The 17954-nt window shown below is 74.5% G+C and carries 20 protein-coding genes and 1 other RNA gene; 11 read left to right on the top strand and 10 right to left on the bottom strand.

Features of this window, described 5'->3' with window-relative positions; genetic code table 11:
- Positions 1–193: 193 nt before the first annotated feature.
- Both ACI8AF_RS19625 and argG read right to left on the bottom strand, forming a co-directional pair.
- Entirely contained in the window at positions 194–1021 is an 828-nt protein-coding gene (locus ACI8AF_RS19625) for an alpha/beta fold hydrolase (RefSeq protein WP_456541426.1), read from the bottom strand.
- Positions 1022–1024: 3 nt separating this feature from the next.
- Complete coding sequence (gene argG / locus ACI8AF_RS19620) at positions 1025–2458, bottom strand: argininosuccinate synthase (protein WP_456541425.1); 1434 nt, start codon at positions 2456–2458, stop codon at positions 1025–1027.
- 140 nt (positions 2459–2598) lie between these two features.
- Between argG and ACI8AF_RS19615 the strand changes: the two genes are divergently transcribed.
- Entirely contained in the window at positions 2599–3192 is a 594-nt protein-coding gene (locus ACI8AF_RS19615; protein ID WP_456541424.1) for a TetR family transcriptional regulator, read from the top strand.
- A 7-nt stretch (positions 3193–3199) separates the two neighbouring features.
- A complete protein-coding gene (locus tag ACI8AF_RS19610) occupies positions 3200–3769 on the top strand; it encodes a dihydrofolate reductase family protein (RefSeq protein WP_456541423.1) in 570 nt (189 codons plus the stop codon).
- A 7-nt stretch (positions 3770–3776) separates the two neighbouring features.
- Here the strand turns inward: ACI8AF_RS19610 and ACI8AF_RS19605 are convergent, their stop codons facing one another.
- Positions 3777–4346, bottom strand: coding sequence for a dihydrofolate reductase family protein (locus ACI8AF_RS19605; protein WP_456541422.1), 570 nt, complete (start codon positions 4344–4346; stop codon positions 3777–3779).
- 121 nt (positions 4347–4467) lie between these two features.
- On the opposite strand from ACI8AF_RS19605, the gene ACI8AF_RS19600 reads away from it, so the two are divergent.
- From ACI8AF_RS19600 to ACI8AF_RS19590, 3 genes are read left to right on the top strand one after another with little or no spacing between them, the layout of a single operon-like run.
- A complete protein-coding gene (locus ACI8AF_RS19600; RefSeq protein ID WP_456541421.1) occupies positions 4468–4809 on the top strand; it encodes an ArsR/SmtB family transcription factor in 342 nt (113 codons plus the stop codon).
- A 3-nt stretch (positions 4810–4812) separates the two neighbouring features.
- Positions 4813–5319 (top strand): SRPBCC family protein, encoded by a 507-nt coding sequence (locus ACI8AF_RS19595; RefSeq protein WP_456541420.1) that lies wholly within the window; start codon positions 4813–4815, stop codon positions 5317–5319.
- Positions 5319–5939, top strand: a complete 621-nt coding sequence (locus tag ACI8AF_RS19590; RefSeq protein WP_456541419.1) for a dihydrofolate reductase family protein — start codon at positions 5319–5321, stop codon at positions 5937–5939. Before ACI8AF_RS19595 ends, ACI8AF_RS19590 begins: the two co-directional genes overlap by 1 nt.
- A gap of 56 nt (positions 5940–5995) precedes the next feature.
- Here ACI8AF_RS19590 and rnpB read toward each other — a convergent pair.
- From rnpB to ACI8AF_RS19570, 4 genes are all read right to left on the bottom strand, one after another.
- Positions 5996–6397, bottom strand: an RNA gene (gene rnpB / locus ACI8AF_RS19585) — RNase P RNA component class A.
- Between the two features lie 30 nt (positions 6398–6427).
- Positions 6428–8377 (bottom strand): DUF222 domain-containing protein, encoded by a 1950-nt coding sequence (locus ACI8AF_RS19580; RefSeq protein ID WP_456541418.1) that lies wholly within the window; start codon positions 8375–8377, stop codon positions 6428–6430.
- A gap of 79 nt (positions 8378–8456) precedes the next feature.
- Positions 8457–9179, bottom strand: a complete 723-nt coding sequence (locus ACI8AF_RS19575) for a PIG-L deacetylase family protein (protein ID WP_456541417.1) — start codon at positions 9177–9179, stop codon at positions 8457–8459.
- A gap of 22 nt (positions 9180–9201) precedes the next feature.
- Positions 9202–9561, bottom strand: a complete 360-nt coding sequence (locus ACI8AF_RS19570) for a DoxX family protein (protein WP_456541416.1) — start codon at positions 9559–9561, stop codon at positions 9202–9204.
- 25 nt (positions 9562–9586) lie between these two features.
- Here ACI8AF_RS19570 and ACI8AF_RS19565 point away from each other — a divergent pair, with 25 nt between their 5' ends.
- The 3 genes from ACI8AF_RS19565 (at position 9587) to ACI8AF_RS19555 (ending at position 12448) form a co-directional block, all read left to right on the top strand.
- A complete protein-coding gene (locus ACI8AF_RS19565) occupies positions 9587–10345 on the top strand; it encodes a sulfite exporter TauE/SafE family protein (protein ID WP_456541415.1) in 759 nt (252 codons plus the stop codon).
- Between the two features lie 18 nt (positions 10346–10363).
- Complete coding sequence (locus ACI8AF_RS19560) at positions 10364–11308, top strand: AraC-like ligand-binding domain-containing protein (RefSeq protein ID WP_456541414.1); 945 nt, start codon at positions 10364–10366, stop codon at positions 11306–11308.
- Positions 11309–11422: 114 nt separating this feature from the next.
- On the top strand, positions 11423–12448 hold the full coding sequence (locus ACI8AF_RS19555; protein ID WP_456541413.1) for a carbon-nitrogen hydrolase family protein: 1026 nt from the start codon (positions 11423–11425) through the stop codon (positions 12446–12448).
- Positions 12449–12451: 3 nt separating this feature from the next.
- On the opposite strand, the gene nadA is transcribed toward ACI8AF_RS19555, so the two are convergent.
- Complete coding sequence (nadA, locus tag ACI8AF_RS19550; protein WP_456541412.1) at positions 12452–13483, bottom strand: quinolinate synthase NadA; 1032 nt, start codon at positions 13481–13483, stop codon at positions 12452–12454.
- Between the two features lie 155 nt (positions 13484–13638).
- Between nadA and ACI8AF_RS19545 the strand changes: the two genes are divergently transcribed.
- Genes ACI8AF_RS19545 through ACI8AF_RS19535 form a run of 3 tightly spaced genes read left to right on the top strand, consistent with a single transcriptional unit; the run spans position 13639 to position 16105 of the window.
- Positions 13639–14508, top strand: a complete 870-nt coding sequence (locus ACI8AF_RS19545; RefSeq protein WP_456541411.1) for an ABC transporter substrate-binding protein — start codon at positions 13639–13641, stop codon at positions 14506–14508.
- Positions 14508–15365 (top strand): amino acid ABC transporter permease, encoded by an 858-nt coding sequence (locus tag ACI8AF_RS19540; protein ID WP_456541410.1) that lies wholly within the window; start codon positions 14508–14510, stop codon positions 15363–15365. The genes ACI8AF_RS19545 and ACI8AF_RS19540 overlap by 1 nt, the downstream gene beginning before the upstream one ends.
- Positions 15362–16105, top strand: a complete 744-nt coding sequence (locus ACI8AF_RS19535; protein WP_456541409.1) for an amino acid ABC transporter ATP-binding protein — start codon at positions 15362–15364, stop codon at positions 16103–16105. The genes ACI8AF_RS19540 and ACI8AF_RS19535 overlap by 4 nt, the downstream gene beginning before the upstream one ends.
- On the opposite strand, the gene ACI8AF_RS19530 is transcribed toward ACI8AF_RS19535, so the two are convergent.
- Positions 16100–17212: a bifunctional RNase H/acid phosphatase gene (locus ACI8AF_RS19530; protein WP_456541408.1), complete on the bottom strand. Its 1113-nt coding sequence runs from the start codon at positions 17210–17212 to the stop codon at positions 16100–16102. The two genes, ACI8AF_RS19535 and ACI8AF_RS19530, sit on opposite strands and share 6 nt — an antisense overlap.
- Positions 17209–17949: a zinc ribbon domain-containing protein gene (locus ACI8AF_RS19525; RefSeq protein ID WP_456541407.1), complete on the bottom strand. Its 741-nt coding sequence runs from the start codon at positions 17947–17949 to the stop codon at positions 17209–17211. Before ACI8AF_RS19525 ends, ACI8AF_RS19530 begins: the two co-directional genes overlap by 4 nt.
- Between the last annotated feature and the right edge of the window lie 5 nt (positions 17950–17954).

Below are 17954 nucleotides of genomic sequence, written 5' to 3'. Positions count from 1 at the left end.
CGCACTGCTCCGGCGTCCGGCCACGTCAGGGCCGTCGCACCGGGGTGCTGAGGGCGCAAACGATCACGCAACGTAGGCGCGTGTCAATGCGGGGTCCGTGGTCTGCGGCCGAATCGGGCCGTTTGTCACCGGGTCGGGTGGGGTGGGGACGCGCGTTACACCCGTGTGGGTGCTTCCGGACGTCTCCGGCCCGTTACCCGCGGTAGAAGCCCGCCAGTTCGGGCGCGAGCACGTCCGGGGCGACCTCGTGGAAGCCGCCGGGCAGGCGGACCCACCGGCCGCCGGGGACCGCGGCGGCGACCTCCTCGACCGTGCGCGACATCCAGGGGACGGCGGTGCCCTCGCTCGTCACCCCGAGGACCGGGATGCCGATCGAGGCCAGCACGTCGACCGGGAGGGCCTGGTCGTCGCCGCCCATCGCGTGGCCGTCGTACACCAGCGTCGGCGCCAGGGCCTCCAGCGCCTGCCACATCGCCGTCCCACGGAAGGACTGGACCATCTCCGGGGGCAGCCCGACGACCCGGGTCTGGAAGTACTCGACGAGACCGGTGCGGTCGCCGGCGTCCACGAACCGCTGCAGGGTCGCCAGGTAGCTCTCCGGGGCGGGCGGCGCGCCCGCGATCCGGTAGGGCGGCTCGAGCACGGAGGCGCGGGCGACCGGGGCGCCGGCCGCGACGGCGCGCAGCAGGAGCCCGCCGCCCGAGGAGACCCCGTGGGCGAAGACCGGCGCGTCCGGCTGGACGGCCGCGACGACGGCGGCGAGGTCCTCGAACTCGCGCTCGATCGCGTACGGCTGCGTGTCGCCGCTGTCGCCCCGGCCGCGCCGGTCGTACGAGACCCCCGTGAACCCCTGGCCGGCGAGCGCCCGGGCCAGCTCGGCCCAGGTGCCGCGGTCGTTGAAGGCACCGCCGACGACCACCACCGCGGGGCCCTCGCCCCAGGTCTCGTAGGCGATCGCCGTGCCGTCGGCCGAGGTCGTGGTCTGCATGACCGGTGGACCGGGGATCCGCAGAGAACTCATCGGTCAGTCCGTGCCGGACTCCATCGCGGCGTTGTCGAGGGTCTCGTCGGCCGGCTGCGCCTCGGCCTGCGGGTTGGCGGCGATGAGCTCGGCGCCGCCGGCGACCAGGCCGGACTCGAGCTCGCCGAACAGGTAGGCCCGGCCGACCGGGACCCCGGCCCGGGCGGCGTACTGCTCGAGCTTGGCGCGGGAGTCGGCGATGTCGAGGTTGCGCATGGTCAGCTGGCCGATGCGGTCGACGGGGCCGAACGCGGCGTGCTCGACGCGCTCCATCGACAGCTTGTCGGGGTGGTAGGACAGCGCCGGGCCGCGGGTGGCCAGCACGGAGTAGTCCTCCCCGCGCCGCAGCCGCACCGTGACCTCGCCGGTGACCAGGGAGGCGACCCAGCGCTGGATGGACTCGCGCAGCATGAGCGACTGCGGGTCCAGCCAGCGGCCCTCGTAGAGCAGGCGGCCCAGCCGGCGGCCCTCGGCGTGGTAGTTGGCGATCGTGTCCTCGTTGTGGACGGCGTTGAGCAGGCGCTCGTAGCCGATCCACAGCAGGGCCATGCCGGGTGCCTCGTAGATCCCGCGGGACTTGGCCTCGATGATCCGGTTCTCGATCTGGTCGGACATGCCGAGCCCGTGCCGGCCGCCGATGGCGTTGACCTCGTCGACCAGCGCGACCGGGTCGTCGTAGGTGCCGCCGTTGACCGCGACCGGGCGGCCGGCCTCGAAGCGGAGGGTGACGTCCTCGGGCTCGATGACGACGGTCGGGTCCCAGAAGCGGACGCCCATGATCGGCTCGACGGTCTCCAGCGGGACGTCGAGGTGCTCGAGGGTCTTCGCCTCGTGGGTGGCGCCCCAGATGTTGGCGTCGGTGGAGTACGCCTTCTCCTTGCTGTCCCGGTAGGGCAGGTCGTGCTCCACGAGCCACTGGCTCATCTCGGCGCGGCCGCCGAGCTCGCGGACGAAGTCGGCGTCGAGCCAGGGCTTGTAGATGCGCAGGCCCGGGTTGGCCAGGAGGCCGTACCGGTAGAAGCGCTCGATGTCGTTGCCCTTGAAGGTCGAGCCGTCGCCCCAGATGTGGACGTCGTCGGCCTGCATCGCGCGGACGAGCATCGTGCCGGTCACGGCGCGGCCGAGCGGCGTGGTGTTGAAGTAGACCCGGCCGGCCGACCTGATGTGGAAGGCGCCGCAGGCCAGGGCGGCCAGGCCCTCCTCGACCAGCTCCCGCCGGCAGTCGACGGCGCGGGCGATCTCGGCGCCGTACTGCATGGCGCGGCCGGGGACGCCGGAGATGTCGGTCTCGTCGTACTGGCCCAGGTCGGCCGTGTACGTGCAGGGGACGGCGCCCTTGGCACGCATCCAGGCCACCGCCACCGAGGTGTCGAGACCCCCGGAGAAGGCGATGCCGACGCGCTCGCCGACCGGGAGGGCGGTCAGGACCTTGCTCACTCGTACTCCGTCCCCTGGGGCGTGGCGCCGTCCAGAGGATGGTGTCATCCCGCCCTCGGGGCCCGGCACGGGACCGCTTGACGCCACCCGGTTTATAAATGTACGTTTGTTTATGTCTGAAGGCCCACGAGGAGGCACCGGTGCCGCGTCCCCGCACGACGAGTGACGCAGCGGTCCTGCAGGCCGCCGCGCGCACGATCCGCCGGCACGGTCCCGCGGCCACCACGCTCGCCGCCGTCGCCGCCGAGGCGGGCCTCTCCCCCGCCACGCTGGTGCAGCGGTTCGGGTCCAAGCGCGGTCTGCTCCTGGCGCTGGCCGGGACGGCCGCGGCGTCGACGCGGAACTGCTTCGAGGAGGCGCGCCGGCGGCACGAGTCCCCCCTGGCGGCGTTGCAGGCGGTGCTGGCCGCTCTGGTGGAGGGGTTGGACGGGCCGGCGGAGCTCGCCAACGACCTCGCCTTCTTGCAGCTGGACCTGCGGGACGACGAGTTCCGGACGCACGCGGTGACCCACGCGCGCTGCACAGAGGCCGGGATCGCCTCCCTGCTGCGGGCCGCGGTGGAGGCCGCCGAGCTCCGCGAGGACGTCGACGTCGACCGGCTGGCGGGCGCGGTCCACACGGCCTACAACGGCGCTCTGGTCCTGTGGCCGCTGACCGGGGAGGGGTCGCTCCCCGACGCGCTGCGCGCGGCGGTCGACGCCGTTCTCTCACCCCACCGATCCACCGAGGAGTGATCTGCCCGTGTCCACGACGACCAGCCCGAGGACCAGCTCGACGAGCCGTCCGCGTCCCTTCACCGGCGCCGTCTTCATCGCCACGAGCCTCGACGGCTACATCGCCCGGCCCGACGGCGACATCGACTGGCTCACCAGCCGCGCGGAGGGGGCGGGCGAGACCGGCTACGACGCCTTCCTGGCCGGTATCGACCACCTCGTCATGGGCCGGGGGACCTACGAGAAGGCGCTCTCCTTCGACGAGTGGCCCTACGCGGGCAGGCCGGTCGCGGTGCTGAGCAGCACCCTGACGGACGACGCGGACCCGAGGATCAGCGTGCACGGCACCGTCGGGGACCTCGTCGACCACCTGGTAGCAGCCGGCGCCCGACGCGTGTACGTCGACGGGGGACGGGTGGTGCAGAGCCTGCTGGCCGCCGGGCTGGTGCACGAGCTGACCATCACCACCGCGCCGGTGCTGCTCGGGGACGGGCTGCCGCTGTTCGGCCGGCTGCCGCGCGAGGTGTCCCTGGTGCACCAGGTCACCACGGTGCTCGGGGCCGGGTTCGTGCAGTCCACCTACGAGGTGGTGCCCTGACGGGGCCTCAGGCGTGCAGCGTGGGGCGGTAGGTGAGCACCTGGACGTGGCCGTCGAACGTCCGGCTCCCGAGCAGCTCGAGGTCGAAGTCGGCCGCGCCCCGGAAGACGGGCTCGGCGCCGGTCCGGCCGGTGATCACGGGGAAGAGCGTCAGCCGGACGCGGTCGACCAGGCCGGCGGCCATCAGCGCCCGGTTCATCGACAGGCTCCCGTGCGAGAGCAGCGGCAGCTCTGACTCCTCCTTGAGCCGGGCGACGACGTCGACGGCGTCGCCGCGCTCGAGGGTCGCGTCCGGCCGGTCGAGGGGTCCCTCGAGGGTCGTCGACACCACCGTCGTCGGCAGGGCGACCATCCGGGCGTTGACCGGGTCCGGCTCGGTGCCGGGGCCCAGCAGCTGCACGAACTCCCGGAACGTGCCGGCCCCCAGGACCAGCCGCTGCTGCTCGCCGTACACGGCGAGGCGGTGGTCGAGGTACTCCGGGCCCGCCTTGCCCCAGAAGCCGCCCCAGTCGCCGCCGTCGTAGGAGCCGAACCCGTCCAGGGTGGAGACGACGTCGAACGTGTAGGCGGCGGTCATGGTGCGCTCCCGGGTGCGGCGGACCGGTCTGCCGGCACAGACCCGGGATCTCGGTCGAACTCATCGGCCGGGCGGCCGGCGGGACCTTGACGCATACCGATATGGGTATACGTTGTCCGTCATGGCACGAGCCGCCACGACGTCGGACGTCTTCAACGCGATCGCCGAGCCGCAGCGCCGGGAGATCCTGGCGCTGCTGCGGGCGGGTGAGCGGCCGGTGACCGAGGTGGCCCGGGAGCTGGGGATGGCCCAGCCCGGGGCGTCCAAGCACCTGCGGGTGCTCCGGGAGGTCGGGCTGGTGCGGGACCGCAGGGCCGGCAAGCAGCGGCTGTACGGCCTCGACGCCCGTGGGCTTCGACCGGTGCACGAGTGGACCGGCGGGTTCGAGCGGTTCTGGAACGCCGGCTTCGACCGGCTGGACGCGTACGTGCAGGACCTCGAGCAGGAGAGGCAGGAGGACTAGCGGATGAGCACGAACGGACGAGGAGCGGCGGTGCCGTCCGCGGAGGCCGACCGGGAGATCGTGATCTCCCGGGTCATCGACGCCCCGCGGGAGCTGGTGTTCGAGGCGTTCACCGAGGTGCGCCACCTGTCGCGCTGGTGGGGGCCGGAGGGGTTCACCACCACCACGCGGTCCTTCGAGTTCCGCGTCGGCGGGGAGTGGGTCTTCGTGATGCACGGGCCGGACGGGACGGACTACCAGGAGTGGATCTCCTGGACCGAGATCGTCCCGCCGGAGGTGATCGCGCTGCTGCACGGTGAGTTCCGCGGCGACCCGAACGCCTTCGAGTCGGTCCTCACGTTCGCGCCCGAGGGAGCGGCGACCCGGCTCGAGATGCGCACGGTGTTCCCGACGAAGGAGCTGCGCGACGAGGCGGTCGAGAAGTACCACGCGATCGAGGGCGGCCGGCAGACCCTGGGCAACCTGGCCGCCTACCTGGCCGAGACGGTTCGGACCGGAGCCGACGGCTGATGGCCGGCAAGGTGTTCTTCAGCGTGTCGATGTCCCTGGACGGGTTCATCGCGCCCGAGTCCCCCGAGGAGCTGATGGGGCGGCAGTGGGTGGAGCTGCAGCGGTGGGTCTTCCCGCAGCGGTTCTTCCGGCAGAACCTGGAGCTCGGTGAGGGCGGCGAGGAGGGGCGCGACAACGACATCCTGCGGGAGACGTTCGAGCGCACCGGCGCGAGCGTGATGGGCAAGCGCATGTTCGACGCCGGCGAGCAGGCGTGGCCGGAGGAGGCGCCGTTCCACACGCCGGTGTTCGTCGTGACGCACGAGGAGCGCGACCCCTGGGAGCGGCCGGGCGGGACCACCTTCCACTTCGTGAACGACGGCATCGAGGCCGCGCTGGACCGGGCCCGCGCGGCCGCCGGGGACCGGGACGTCCGCATCGCGGGCGGCGGCGCGACGATCCTGCAGCACGTGAACGCCGGCCTGGTCGACGAGTTCACGATCGCGCTGTCTCCCGTGCTGTTCGGCACGGGGATCCGCCTGTTCGAGGGCGTGGACGCGGGCCGCGTGGCCCTCGAGCCGGTCCGCGCCGAGCCGACGCAGCGGGTGACCCACCTGACCTACGCCGTCCGGGAGCGGTGAGCCGGGGAGCCCACGGCGCCCGCCCCTGACCGGAGGCGTGCCGGCCAGAGGGGCGACGGACGAGTCGGCCTGTACGCCGGGTTCTGTCCTCGGGCGCCTCGCGGCCTCCCGATGGGCGGTCATCCATCTAGGCCTGCCGTTGCCGGCAGGCTCGAGCGGTCCACCCGCAGGCTCAGGCGGGCAGCCCTCGAGCGCCTGCGCAGGACGGCGGCGAGCCGCCGTCCCTCTCGACCTTGCTCCGGGTGGGGTTTACCGAGCCACACCGGTCACCCGGTGTGCGGTGGTCTCTTACACCGCCGTTTCACCCTTACCAGCGGCGAACCGCTGGCGGTCTGTTCTCTGTGGCACTGTCCCGCGGGTCACCCCGGGTCGCCGTTAGCGACCACCCTGCCCTGTGGAGCCCGGACGTTCCTCGGCGACGGGGTCTCCCCCGCCGACGCGACCGCCCAGCCGACTCGTCCGTCGTGGTGACCAGTCTAGTTCGGCGCTCAGAACGGCGGAGCGTCCGTGGTGGCGACGAGGCCGGACGGCGTGGTGACGGTGAGCGTGCCTGCGGCGTCGAGCGCGTGGTCGAGGCCGGGGGCCTGGTGCTTGCCGCGGTGGTCACCGGTGCAGAAGCCCACCAGGTTGCCGACGTCGGTCGGCCCGTCGGGCCAGCGGATGCGGTGGTCGAGCTCGCCCGCCGCGACCGGACGGCGGCACCCCGGGAACCGGCAGCGGCGGTCGCGGCGCCGGACGAAGCGGTCGAGTTCCGCGCCCGGACGGTAGCCGTCGGTCGGCGGCGGTGCAGCGAGCGGCTCCCCGGTCACGGCCGCGCGGCGGAGGCCCGGCAGGTCGGTGAGCGACACGAGCGTGCCGGAGAGGGCGTCGACCAGGGCGATCCGCGGGCGCTCGAGCAGCCCTCCCCCACCGGTGCGCACCAGCAGGTCGCCGAGCGCGGCCCGGTCAGCCGCGGCCGCGGCGCGCAGTGCCCCCAGGGCGTCGACCGCGGCGGTCACCCGTCCCGCCGGCGAGCGCTGCCAGGCCGCCTCGTCGGCGCGATCGGCGAGCTCGGCGGTGTGCACCAGGTCGCGGGCGCGCACCAGCGCCGCCTCGGCGTCGCCGAGGATCCGTCCCGCCTCCTGCACCGCTCGATCGGCCGACCTCCACCACGTCCCGTCCGCGGGCGGGTCCGTCCCGGCCGGCCCCTCGGCCGGCGGCGGGTCGGGGTCGGGGTGCAGCCCCGCCTGGAACTCCGCCCACCAGCGGTCGTCGGCGTCGGCCATCTCGCGCTGCAGCTCCAGCCAGCCCTCGTCGAGCGTGCGCTCGGCGGCGGCCACGACCTCATCGGCGGTCAGCGGGTCGGGGTCGTCGAACTCGCCGGCCTCCAGGCGGCGCTCCCAGTCGGCCTCCCACTCGGCGTGCGCGGCCCGCATCCGCTCGGTCCAGCCGGAGTCGTCGAGGCCGAGATCGGGGAACTGCTCGTCCTCATCCAGGTGCGCCGCCGGTCGCTCGTCGGCCGGCGGCGCACCGAGCCCGGCGCCGGCGAGGGCGTCCAGCAGCCGGCGGGCCACCTCGGCGGGGACCACCTGGCCACCGAGCTCGGCCGGGGCGTCCCCGCCCAGGACCGTGCTCACCGGCGCGACGAGGGTGAGGGCCACCTGCACCGGGGGGAGGTCCGACGCCCCCCGGCGCAGCACCAGGTCGAGCAGGACGTCGGCCGTCTTCTCCCCGCGCGACCGGGTGTCGGCCGGATCGGCCGGCAGCGCATCGGCGAGAGCCTCCAGGGTGGCGACCAGCGCCTGCGCCTCGGGCACGGTGAGCCTGGCGAACACCGCCGCCATGCCGGCGGTCCTCTCCGGCTGCAGGTGCACCCCGCGGCGCTTCACCGCCCTGGCCAGCTCGTCGGCGACGTCGCGCAGGTTGCGCCGGACCAGCACGCGCAGCACCTTGTCGCGCAGCTGCGGCGGCGTGGTGATGGTCCGCCGGGCGGCGCGATCGGCCACCCAGCCCAGCACCTCCGCCTCGACCTCGGCCCGCACCCGGTCGTCGGCGATGGTCGCGACGTGCTCGAGGAGCGGCCACCGGTGGGCCTCGGTGAGCATCCCGGCCTCCAGCGCCGCCAGGGTGCCCGGGAGGCGCTCGACGAGGAGCAGCGACTCGGACAGCAGGGCGTCCGCCCGCGACCGCGTGCAGGTGAGCCCGATCGAGAGCTCCGGGGTCGCCCACTCGCTCACCGGCTTCAGCTCGTCCGGCCGGGCCGCCCACCGCGCGGCGCTCATCGCGCCCGGCTCCCCCTGGGCCCGGTCGGCGGACGCCGGCCGGGAGGCGGCGAACTCCGCCAGGGCCCGCGCCCGCACCGCGGTCTGCCGGGCGATCTCGCGGTCCGCGGCCTGCACCACCCCCAGCGGACCGGCGGCGAGGCCGGTCTGCGGTGCGTAGGCGGGAGGCTGGTCCACGCGTTCGATCGTACGTTCGACCGGGGTGCCGCGGCAAGGCCTGTGGACGACGAAAACGCTGGTCAGCGTGTCGGGCCTGTCATCCCCAGTACAGCGTGAACCCCACCCGACGGCCGCCGTCCTCGCCCAGGGTCGCCATGTCGATCTGCTGCCTCGCCTGCTCGTCGACCGGCACGTCCGAGAGCACCTCGAGGTACCGCCGGTGCTCGCTCAGCGACGCCACGGCCGGCTCGACCCCGTCGGTCACGTCGACGACGTGCGGCGCCTCGCCGCCGAAGACCTGCACGGCGATGTACTGCACGCCCGACCACGGCTCCTCCGCCAGGTCGGGGAAGATCCACTCGTTGGCGGCGTCGGCCACCGCGTCGAGCACCGACCGGGTCAGCGCGCGGTGGTCGGCCGAGTTCAGCGCGGCCGGCGAGACGCCGGGCGGGGTCCACGTGTCCCCGCCGTGCATCGTGACCACCAGCTCGGGCCGGTGGCGGCGGATCGCACCGGCGAGGTCGCGGCGCAGGGCCGGCCCGTACTCCAGGACGCCGTCCCGGTGGTCGAGGAACTCCACCTCCCGGACGCCGACGACGGCGGCCGAGCGCCGCTCCTCCTCCTCGCGCAGCGGGCCGGCCTCGGCGGGCGGCATCCCCGCGATCCCCGCCTCGCCGCGGGTGGCCAGCAGGTAGTGCACCTCCTTGCCGGCCGCCGTCCACACGGCCACCGCGGCGGCCGTGCCGTACTCGATGTCGTCGGGGTGGGCCGCGACGACGAGCGCGCGCTGCCAGTCGTCGGGCATGGGTGCTGAAGGCATGCCGCGCAGTCTGCCGGGGTGATCACCCCCGCCGGGCGGCTCGCAGCGCGGCCGCGACGAGCGGCGCCTGCAGCGGCAGCCGCACCGCGGCCACCGCGAGCGGCAGCGGTCGCCGCGGGACCACCCGGAACGTGTGCAGGTGGGCCGGCAGGAACGCGGTCAGCAGCCCGGCCGCCGCCCAGCCGCTGGAGCGCCGGGTCACGGGCAGGGCGAGCAGCGCCGCCGTCCCGATCTCCGCCACCCCGGTGAGCGTGACCCACGTGCGCGCGTCGCCCAGCTCCGGGGGCACCAGCCACTCGTAGACGGCGGGCCGGACCAGGTGCAGGACGCCGGAGCCGCCCAGCAGGGCGGCGAGTCCGGCCGTTCGCCAGGGCGTGCCCACGACCGCCACCGTAGGCTCGGCGCCCGTGTCCGCCCTCGACCTGGTCATCGCCGCGGCCGTGGCCTTCCTCGCCGGGGGCGTCAACTCCATCGCCGGCGGCGGCTCGCTGATCCTCTTCCCCACGCTGGTCGCGCTCGGCCTCGGCACGGTCGAGGCCAACGTCACCAACTCGGTCGCGCAGTGGCCCGGCTACCTCGGCGGCGTCGCCGGCTTCCGCCAGGAGTACGTCGGCCAGCGCAGCCGCCTGCTGCGCTTCGGCCTGGTCGCCGTCCTGGGCGGCATCGCCGGGTCCGTGCTGCTGCTGACCACCCCGACCGAGGCCTTCGACCTGGTCGTCCCGGTCCTCGTCCTGCTGGCCAGCCTCCTGCTGGCCGTCCAGCCGCTGCTCAACCAGAGGCTCCGCCGCGCCGAGGAGGTGGGCCGGACCCGCGACCCCGTCTGGCTCTACGTCGCCCTCTTCCTCGCCACCACCTACGGCGGCTACTTCGGCGGCGCGCTCGGCGTGATCCTCGTCGGCGTCCTCGGCCTGGCGCTGCACCGGCTGAAGCTCGCCAACGCGCTGAAGTCCGCGCTCTCCGCGGTGACCGCCACGGTCACGGTGGTCGTCTTCGGCCTCTTCGGCCCGGTGCACTGGGGCGTCGTCGCCGTCGCCGCCCCCGCCAGCCTGCTCGGTGGGTTCCTCGGCGCGCGCCTGGCCAGCCGGATCCCGTCCACCCCGCTGCGCGTGCTCATCGTGACGTTCGGCGTCGCCGTCTCGATCTACCTCTTCCTGCGGGCCGCCTGACGGTTCATCATCGCCCGCGTGAGCGCGCTGACCGCCAGCACCGACGAGGTGCCGCCGGGCCGCGCGTTCGAGTACTGGCAGGACCTCATCTGCGACACGTTCGTGCAGCTGTCCGCCGCGCCCACGACAGAGGCGCCGTTCCGCGGCCGGATCGCGCACACCGACGTGGGCGCGGTCGAGCTCACCACCGTGCGGGCCAGCGGCCAGCACGTGCGCCGCACCCCGCGGCTGATCGCGCGCAGTTCCGAGGAGTACGTGCTGGCCAGCATCCAGGTGGCCGGGCGCGGGACGGTCGCCCAGGACGGCCGGACGGCGCCGCTGCGCCCCGGGGCGATGGCCTTCTACGACAGCACCCGCCCCTACGCGCTGCACTTCCCCGGCTCGTTCGAGCAGCTGGTCGTGCAGGTGCCCCGCCGGCTGCTGCCCGAGGGGCCGGTGCTGCACGCGACCGGGGTGGCGCTGGGCGCCAGCAGCAGCGCCCGCCTGGTGGCCGACTTCTTCCGCGGGCTCGCCCGCGCGCGGGCGACCGACCCGGCCGGCAGCGCGGCCCTCGCCCCGCACGCGCTGGGCCTGCTCACCTCCGCCCTCACCCTGGCCGCCGGGACGACGGCGCCGCGCGGTGACGGGGCGACGGCGGTGGACCGCGAGCGGGTGCTGGCCCACCTGGCCGCCCGCTACGCCGACCCGCGGCTGGACGCCGACCGGGTCGCCGCGGCGTGCCACCTCTCCCGCCGCACGCTGTTCCGGCTGTTCGAGGGCGAGCCCGAGGGCCTGGGCGACGTGCTGCGCCGGCTGCGGGTGACCGCCGCCCAGGACCTGCTGCGCACGCAGCCCCGGATGCCGCTGGCCGCCGTCGCCGGGCGCTGCGGCTTCGCCGGCGAGGCGCAGTTCCACCGCGCCTTCCGGGCGGTCACCGGCAGCACCCCCGCGGCCTACCGGCGGGCGGCGCTCGGCGCGCCCTGAGCTGGCACCGATCGTCAGGAACGCGGCACGCACGGCGAGTCCGGCCGGAGTCGGCGGCGCCACCGTCGCAGCATGCCGCCGCTCCGGACGGCGGCCCGATCCAGGAGGTCCGTCATGAGCTCCGCCACGCGCCCAGCACCGCCCGTCCGCGTCGCCGCCGTCCAGGCCGAGCCCCGGTGGCTCGACCTGGAGGCGGGCGTGACGCAGGTGTGCGACCTGATCGCCGAGGCCGCCGGGAACGGCGCGCAGCTCGTCGCCTTCGGCGAGACGTTCGTCCCCGGCTACCCGTGGTGGATCTGGCTGGACAGCCCCGCGTGGGGCATGCAGTTCGTGCCGCGGTACGCGGACAACGCGATGACCCGCGACGGCGAGCACATGCAGCGGATCGCCGCCGCGGCCGGCCGGCACCGGGTGCACGTCGTCCTCGGGTTCGCGGAGAAGGCCGGCGGCTCGCTGTACATGTCGCAGGCCTTCCTCGACGACACCGGGGCGGTGATCGCCGTGCGCCGCAAGCTGAAGCCCACCCACGTGGAGCGCAGCGTGTTCGGCGAGGGCGACGGCAGCGACATCCAGGTGCACGAGACCCGGCTCGGCCGGCTCGGCGGTCTCAACTGCTGGGAGCACTTCCAGCCGCTGACCAAGTACGCGATGTACAGCAAGGGCGAGCAGATCCACGTGGCCTCGTGGCCGAGCTTCTCGGTCTACCGCGGCGCGGCCACCGCGCTCGGCCCGGAGGTCAACACCGCCGCCAGCCGCGTGTACGCCGTCGAGGGGCAGACGTTCGTCGTCGCCCCCTGCTCGGTGGTGGGCCAGGCGGCGCACGACGTGTTCGCCGACACCGAGGTCAAGAAGCAGCTGCTGCTGCAGGGCGGCGGGTTCACCCGCATCTACGGGCCGGAGGGCACCGAGCTCGCCGCGCCGCTGGCCGAGGACGAGGAGGGCATCCTCTACGCCGACCTCGACCCGGCGCTGCTCGCGATCGCCAAGTCCGCCGCCGACCCGGTCGGCCACTACTCGCGGCCCGACGTCTTCCGGCTGCTGTTCAACGCGAGGCCCAACCGGGCCGTGGTCACCGAGGAGGAGCTGCCCGAGCCCTCCGACCTCGTGCCCGTCGAGCCGCCGGCGCTCCAGGGGGTGTGAGCGCTACTCCCCGCCCCGCCCGGGCTCGCCGATCGCGATCATCGCCTCGACGGCGGCCCGGGCGCGGGTGGCGGTCTCCGGGTCGACGTCGACGGCGCCCTCCCCGGTGCGCAGCGTGTTCAGCAGCTTGGCCGGGGTGATCATCTTCATGTAGCGGCATGCGGCGCGGTCGTTCATCGGGATGAACGACGTGCCGGCGTTGAGCGCCCGCAGCTGGTGCAGGATGCCGACCTCGGTCGCCACCAGCACCTCCCGCGACGACGTCCGGGCGGCCTCCTCGACCATGCCGCCGGTGGAGAGCACGCGGGTCCGGTCGGCGGGCAGGTCGCCGTGGCTGACCAGGTCCAGCACCGAGGTCGTGCAGCCGCACTCGGGGTGCACCAGGATCTCGGCGTCGGGGTGCGCGGCCACCTGGGCGCGCACGTCGGAGGGGCTGATCCCGGCGTGCACGTGGCACTCCCCCGCCCACACGTGGATGTTCTCCCGGCCGGTGACCCGCTTGACGTGGGCGCCGAGGAACTGGTCGGGGCAGAACAGGATCTCCCGGTCCTCGGGGATCGACCGGACGACGTCGGCGGCGTTGGACGACGTGCAGCAGATGTCGGTCTCGGCCTTGACCGCGGCGGTCGTGTTCACGTAGCTGACGACGACGGCGCCGGGGTGCTCGGCCTTCCACTCGCGCAGCTGCTCGGCGGTGATGCTGTCGGCCAGCGAGCAGCCGGCCGCGTGGTCGGGCAGCAGCACGGTCTTGCCCGGCGAGAGGATCTTCGCCGTCTCGGCCATGAAGTGGACGCCGCAGAAGACGATCTCGCGGGCGTCGGTCTGCGCCGCGACGCGGGAGAGGTACAGCGAGTCGCCGGTGTAGTGGGCGACGTCCTGGATCTCGGGGACCTGGTAGTTGTGCGCGAGGATCACCGCTCCGCGCTCCTCGGCCAGGGCGCGCACCTCGCGCGCCCAGGCCCGGTACTCCTCGGGCGACAACGTCCGCTCGTCGCCGACGACGGCGGGGGTGGCGGGCGCGATGGTCGCGGTCACGCGGGCTCCAGGGGTCTCGTGCGGGCCGTCACACCGGGAACGCCCGCGCCGGCCTGTCATCTTCCCGCAACGGTGCGGCGGGCCGTCGGCCCCGTCGGGAGCGCGCCCTAGGATTCCGGACGTCCGCACGACCGTTCAACCCTCAAGGACCTGACATGCGCCGCCTCGCCCCGCTCACCGCGCTCGCCGCCGCCGCCCTGCTGGCGACCGCCTGCGCCCCGCAGGAGTCGTCGAGCGACAGCTCGGCGACCTCGGGATCGGCGGCCGGCGGTTCCTGCACGCCGGAGGAGCTCGAGACCCTCGAGCCCGGGACGCTGACCATCGCCACCGACCAGCCCGCCTACGAGCCGTGGATGGTCGACGACACCCCCGAGAACGGCGAGGGCTTCGAGTCCGCCGTCGCCTACGCGGTCGCCGAGCAGCTGGGCTACGCCGAGGAGGACGTCACCTGGACGCGCGTGCCGTTCAACGCCGCGATCCAGCCCGGCGACCGGCCGTTCGACTTCGACATCAACCAGTTCTCGATCACCGAGGAGCGCCGGCAGGCGGTCGACTTCTCCTCGCCGTACTACACGGTCAGCCAGGCGGTCATCACCACCGCCGGCTCGGCGGCCGACGGCGCCACCAGCCTCGAGGAGCTGCGCGGCCTGCGCCTGGGCGCCCAGGTTGCCACGACCAGCCTCGACGTCCTCACCGAGACCATCGCGCCGGAGAGCGACCCGGTCGTGTTCAACACCAACGACGACGCCAAGCTGGCCCTGCAGAACGGCCAGGTCGACGGGATCGTCGTCGACCTGCCGACGGCGTTCTTCATCACCGCCGCCGAGCTGGAGAACGGCGTGATCGTCGGCCAGATCGAGGACTCGGGCGCCGGCGGCGACGAGTTCGGCCTGCTGCTGGAGAAGGACAGCCCGCTCACCGACTGCGTCAGCCAGGCCGTGGACGCCCTGCGCGAGGACGGCACGCTCGACGAGCTCGAGCAGCAGTGGCTGTCCGACGTCGCCGACGCGCCCGTCCTGAACTGATGCACGGCGCCCTCCCGGCGCCCAGCGACCTCGAGCTCTCCCGCCGGGCCTGGCGTGCGCGCCGGGCCCGGCGGTCCACGGGCATCGCGCTGCTCTCCACCCTGCTGTTCGCGGTGGCGGCGTACCTCGCCGTCACCCGGGCGCCGGGCTGGCCGCGGGTGCGGGCGACGTTCTTCTCGTGGTCGGTGGCGGTCGACGCGTTCCCCGAGATCCTCGAGGGGCTGTGGCTGAACCTGCAGGTGCTCGTCGTCGGCGGCGTGCTGGTGGTGCTCGTCGGCCTGCTGCTCGCGACCGTGCGCACGCTGCGCGGGCCGGCGTTCGCGCCGCTGCGGATCGTCGCGACGGCCTACGTCGACCTGTTCCGCGGCATGCCGCTGATCATCGTGCTCTACCTGGTCGGGTTCGGGTTCCCGGCGCTCGGCCTGCAGGGGGTGCCGACGTCGCCCTTCGTCCTGGGGACGGCGGCGATCGTGCTCGTCTACTCCGCCTACGTGGCCGAGGTCTTCCGGGCCGGCATCGAGTCGGTGCACCCGAGCCAGCGCGCCGCCGCGCGGTCGCTGGGCCTCACCCACCGGCAGACGATGCGCCTCGTCGTCCTGCCCCAGGCGCTGCGCACGGTGACGCCGGCGCTGCTCAACGACTTCGTCGCGCTGCAGAAGGACGTCGGGCTGATCTCGGTGCTGGGCGCCGTCGACGCCGTCCGGTCGGCGCAGATCATCGTCGGGCAGACGTTCAACTTCACGCCGTACGTGGTCGCCGGGCTGCTGTTCGTGCTGCTCGCCGTCCCCTCCGCGCGGCTGGCCGACCACGTGTCGGCGCGGGCCCGGCGACGTCAGCAGTCGGGGTCGTTGCTGTGAGCGTCCTGGAGCTGAGGAACGTGGTGAAGGCGTTCGGCGCGAACGTCGTGCTGCGCGGCGTCGACCTCGCCGTCGACGAGCACCGGGTGGTCGCGCTGATCGGCGGCTCGGGCTCGGGCAAGTCGACGCTGCTGCGCTGCGCCAGCCTGCTGGAGACCGTCGACGACGGGCAGGTGTTCCTCGACGGCGAGGACGTCACCGACCCACGGGTCGACGCCGACCGGGTGCGCCGGAGGATGGGGGTGGTCTTCCAGGCCTACAACCTCTTCCCGCACCTGTCCGTGCTGGACAACGTGACGCTGGCGCCCACCGTCGTCCACGGCCGGTCGAAGGCCGACGTGCGGGAGGAGGCGCTGGCGCTGCTGGAGCGCATCGGCCTGGCCGACAAGGCCGCCGAGTTCCCCGACCGGCTCTCCGGCGGCCAGCAGCAGCGGGTGGCGATCGTCCGCGCGCTCGCCGTCCGCCCCCGGGTGCTGCTGCTCGACGAGATCACCAGCGCCCTGGACCCCGAGCTGGTCGGCGAGGTGCTGGCCGTCGTCCGGGAGGTGGCGGCGCAGGGCATGACGATCCTGATGGCGACGCACGAGATGGGCTTCGCCCGGCAGGTCGCCGACACGGTGGCGTTCCTCGACGGCGGCGTGCTGCTGGAGTCCGGCCCGCCGGCGCAGGTGCTCGGCGAGCCCCAGCACCCCCGCACCCGGCAGTTCCTCGGCCGGGTGATCGACGCCGGGCGGCTATGACCGCAGGTGGCTCGTGTCGTTGACCAGGCGCACCGACGCCCGCCCGTCGGACGACCAGGCCACGGTCGACAGCGAGGCCGCCTCCAGGAACACCCGGTGCACGACCTGGTCGCCGGCGCCGAGGCCGGCCGCGAGCATGAGCTTGATCGGGGTCACGTGGCTGACGACGAGCACCGTCTCCCCGGCGTGCTCCCGCAGGATCCGCTCCCGCGCCCGCGCCACCCGGGCGCTGACGTCGGCGATCGACTCCCCGCCCGGGGCCCGCACGTCGGTGCCGCCGAAGAACCGCCGCAGGGCCAGCGGGTTGCGGGCGCGGGCCTCGTCGCCGGTCAGCCCCTCCCACTCGCCGAAGTCGAGCTCGCGCAGGTCCTGGTCGACCGCCACGGACAGCCGCAGCACCTCGGCGGCGGCCTGCGCGGTCTCGCGGCAGCGCTGCAGCGGCGAGGCGACGATCGCGTCGATGCCCCGGCCGGCCAGCTGCCGAGCGGCCGCGGTCGCCTCGGCCCGGCCGAGGTCCGACAGCGGCAGGTCGCTGCTGCCGCTGAACCGGCGCTCAGGGGTGTGCTCGGTCTGCCCGTGCCGCAGCAGGTGGGTCAGCGTGGTGACGACGGGCTTCGGCTCGGGGGCCGGCTGGACGTCGTCCTCGACGACGACGGGCTCGAGGCCGGCGTCGCGGTGCACCGGCTTGCCGTCCATGGCGCTGTTGGCGAGCGCGTCGGCCGCGCTGTTCTGCGCACGCGGCACCCACGTGTAGCGGACCGCACCGAGCTGCCGGGCGATCTGGCGGGCCTGCAGCGCCAGCTTCTGCATGTCGGGGTGCTTGATCTTCCAGCGCCCGCTCATCTGCTCGACGACGAGCTTGGAGTCCATGCGGACCTCGACCTCAGCTGAAGGGTCTGGCCCACCACAGAGGTCGAGCGCGGCCTGCAGCCCCGCCACCAGTCCGCCGTACTCGGCGACGTTGTTGGTGGCCACGCCCACCGCGGCCGCCCGCTCGGCGAGCACGCGGCCGCTGTCGGCGTCGCGGACCAGCGCGCCGTAGCCGGCCGGGCCGGGGTTGCCCCGCGAGCCGCCGTCCGCCTCGACGACGAGACGACGGCCGCTCACAGACCGGACTCGCCGGTGCGCACCAGGATCCGGCCGCAGTTGTCGCACCGGACGACCTCGTGCGGGTCGGCGGCGCGGACGGCGGCGAGCTCCTTGCCGAACAGCTCGATCCGGCAGCCCTGGCACTGCCGGGCCCGCAGCAGCGCCGCGCCGGTGGTGCCGGTCTGGGTGCGGATCCGGTCGTACAGCGACAGCAGCGGAGCGGGGATGCCGCCGGCCACCTCGGCGCGGGCCGCCTCGTGCCGGGCGGTGGCGTCGGCGATGTCGGCCAGCGCCTCGTCGCGCAGCTGCTCGGCCCGCTCCCGCTCCGCGCGGGCCCGCTCCACGCCCTCGCGGGCGGAGGCCAGCGCGGCGTCGGCGGTCTCCTGGCGCTCCATGAGCTCGAGCTCCTGGTCCTCCAGGTCGCCCTGCCGCCGGGCCAGCGACTCCAGCTCGTGCTGCAGCGCGGTCACCTCGCGCGCGGGCAGGCCGCCGGCCTCCAGCCGCTGCTGATCGCGCGCCGCTCGCGTGCGGACCACCTCGACGTCGCCCTCCAGCCGCCCGACCTCGCGCTCGAGGTCGCGGGCCTCGGTCTCGGCGCGCACCAGCTGGGCCGAGAGCTCGCGCTCGGCCTCGGCCGCCGTCTCGACCGCGGCCGCCTCGGGCAGCGTCCGCTTCCGGTGGGCCAGCTGGGTCAGCGCGACGTCCTCGGCGGCGAGGGTCAGCAGCTTCTGCTGGTCGAAGTGGTCGGCCTTCACACCGC

The sequence above is a fragment of the Blastococcus sp. SYSU D00669 genome (genome assembly GCF_054050715.1).
Note: the sequence above shows the minus strand (reverse complement) of the source record. Positions and strands in the feature narration are given on the sequence as shown.

Bases quoted from the DNA above. Each gene is read 5' to 3' on its own strand.
- ACI8AF_RS19625 (WP_456541426.1), bottom strand. From the start codon at position 1,021: ATGAGTTCTCTGCGGATCCCCGGTCCACCGGTCATGCAGACCACGACC.
- ACI8AF_RS19545 (WP_456541411.1), top strand. From the start codon at position 13,639: ATGCGCCGCCTCGCCCCGCTCACCGCGCTCGCCGCCGCCGCCCTGCTG.
- ACI8AF_RS19595 (WP_456541420.1), top strand. From the start codon at position 4,813: ATGAGCACGAACGGACGAGGAGCGGCGGTGCCGTCCGCGGAGGCCGAC.
- ACI8AF_RS19540 (WP_456541410.1), top strand. From the start codon at position 14,508: ATGCACGGCGCCCTCCCGGCGCCCAGCGACCTCGAGCTCTCCCGCCGG.
- ACI8AF_RS19575 (WP_456541417.1), bottom strand. From the start codon at position 9,179: ATGCCTTCAGCACCCATGCCCGACGACTGGCAGCGCGCGCTCGTCGTC.
- ACI8AF_RS19590 (WP_456541419.1), top strand. From the start codon at position 5,319: ATGGCCGGCAAGGTGTTCTTCAGCGTGTCGATGTCCCTGGACGGGTTC.
- ACI8AF_RS19555 (WP_456541413.1), top strand. From the start codon at position 11,423: ATGAGCTCCGCCACGCGCCCAGCACCGCCCGTCCGCGTCGCCGCCGTC.
- ACI8AF_RS19600 (WP_456541421.1), top strand. From the start codon at position 4,468: ATGGCACGAGCCGCCACGACGTCGGACGTCTTCAACGCGATCGCCGAG.
- ACI8AF_RS19605 (WP_456541422.1), bottom strand. From the start codon at position 4,346: ATGACCGCCGCCTACACGTTCGACGTCGTCTCCACCCTGGACGGGTTC.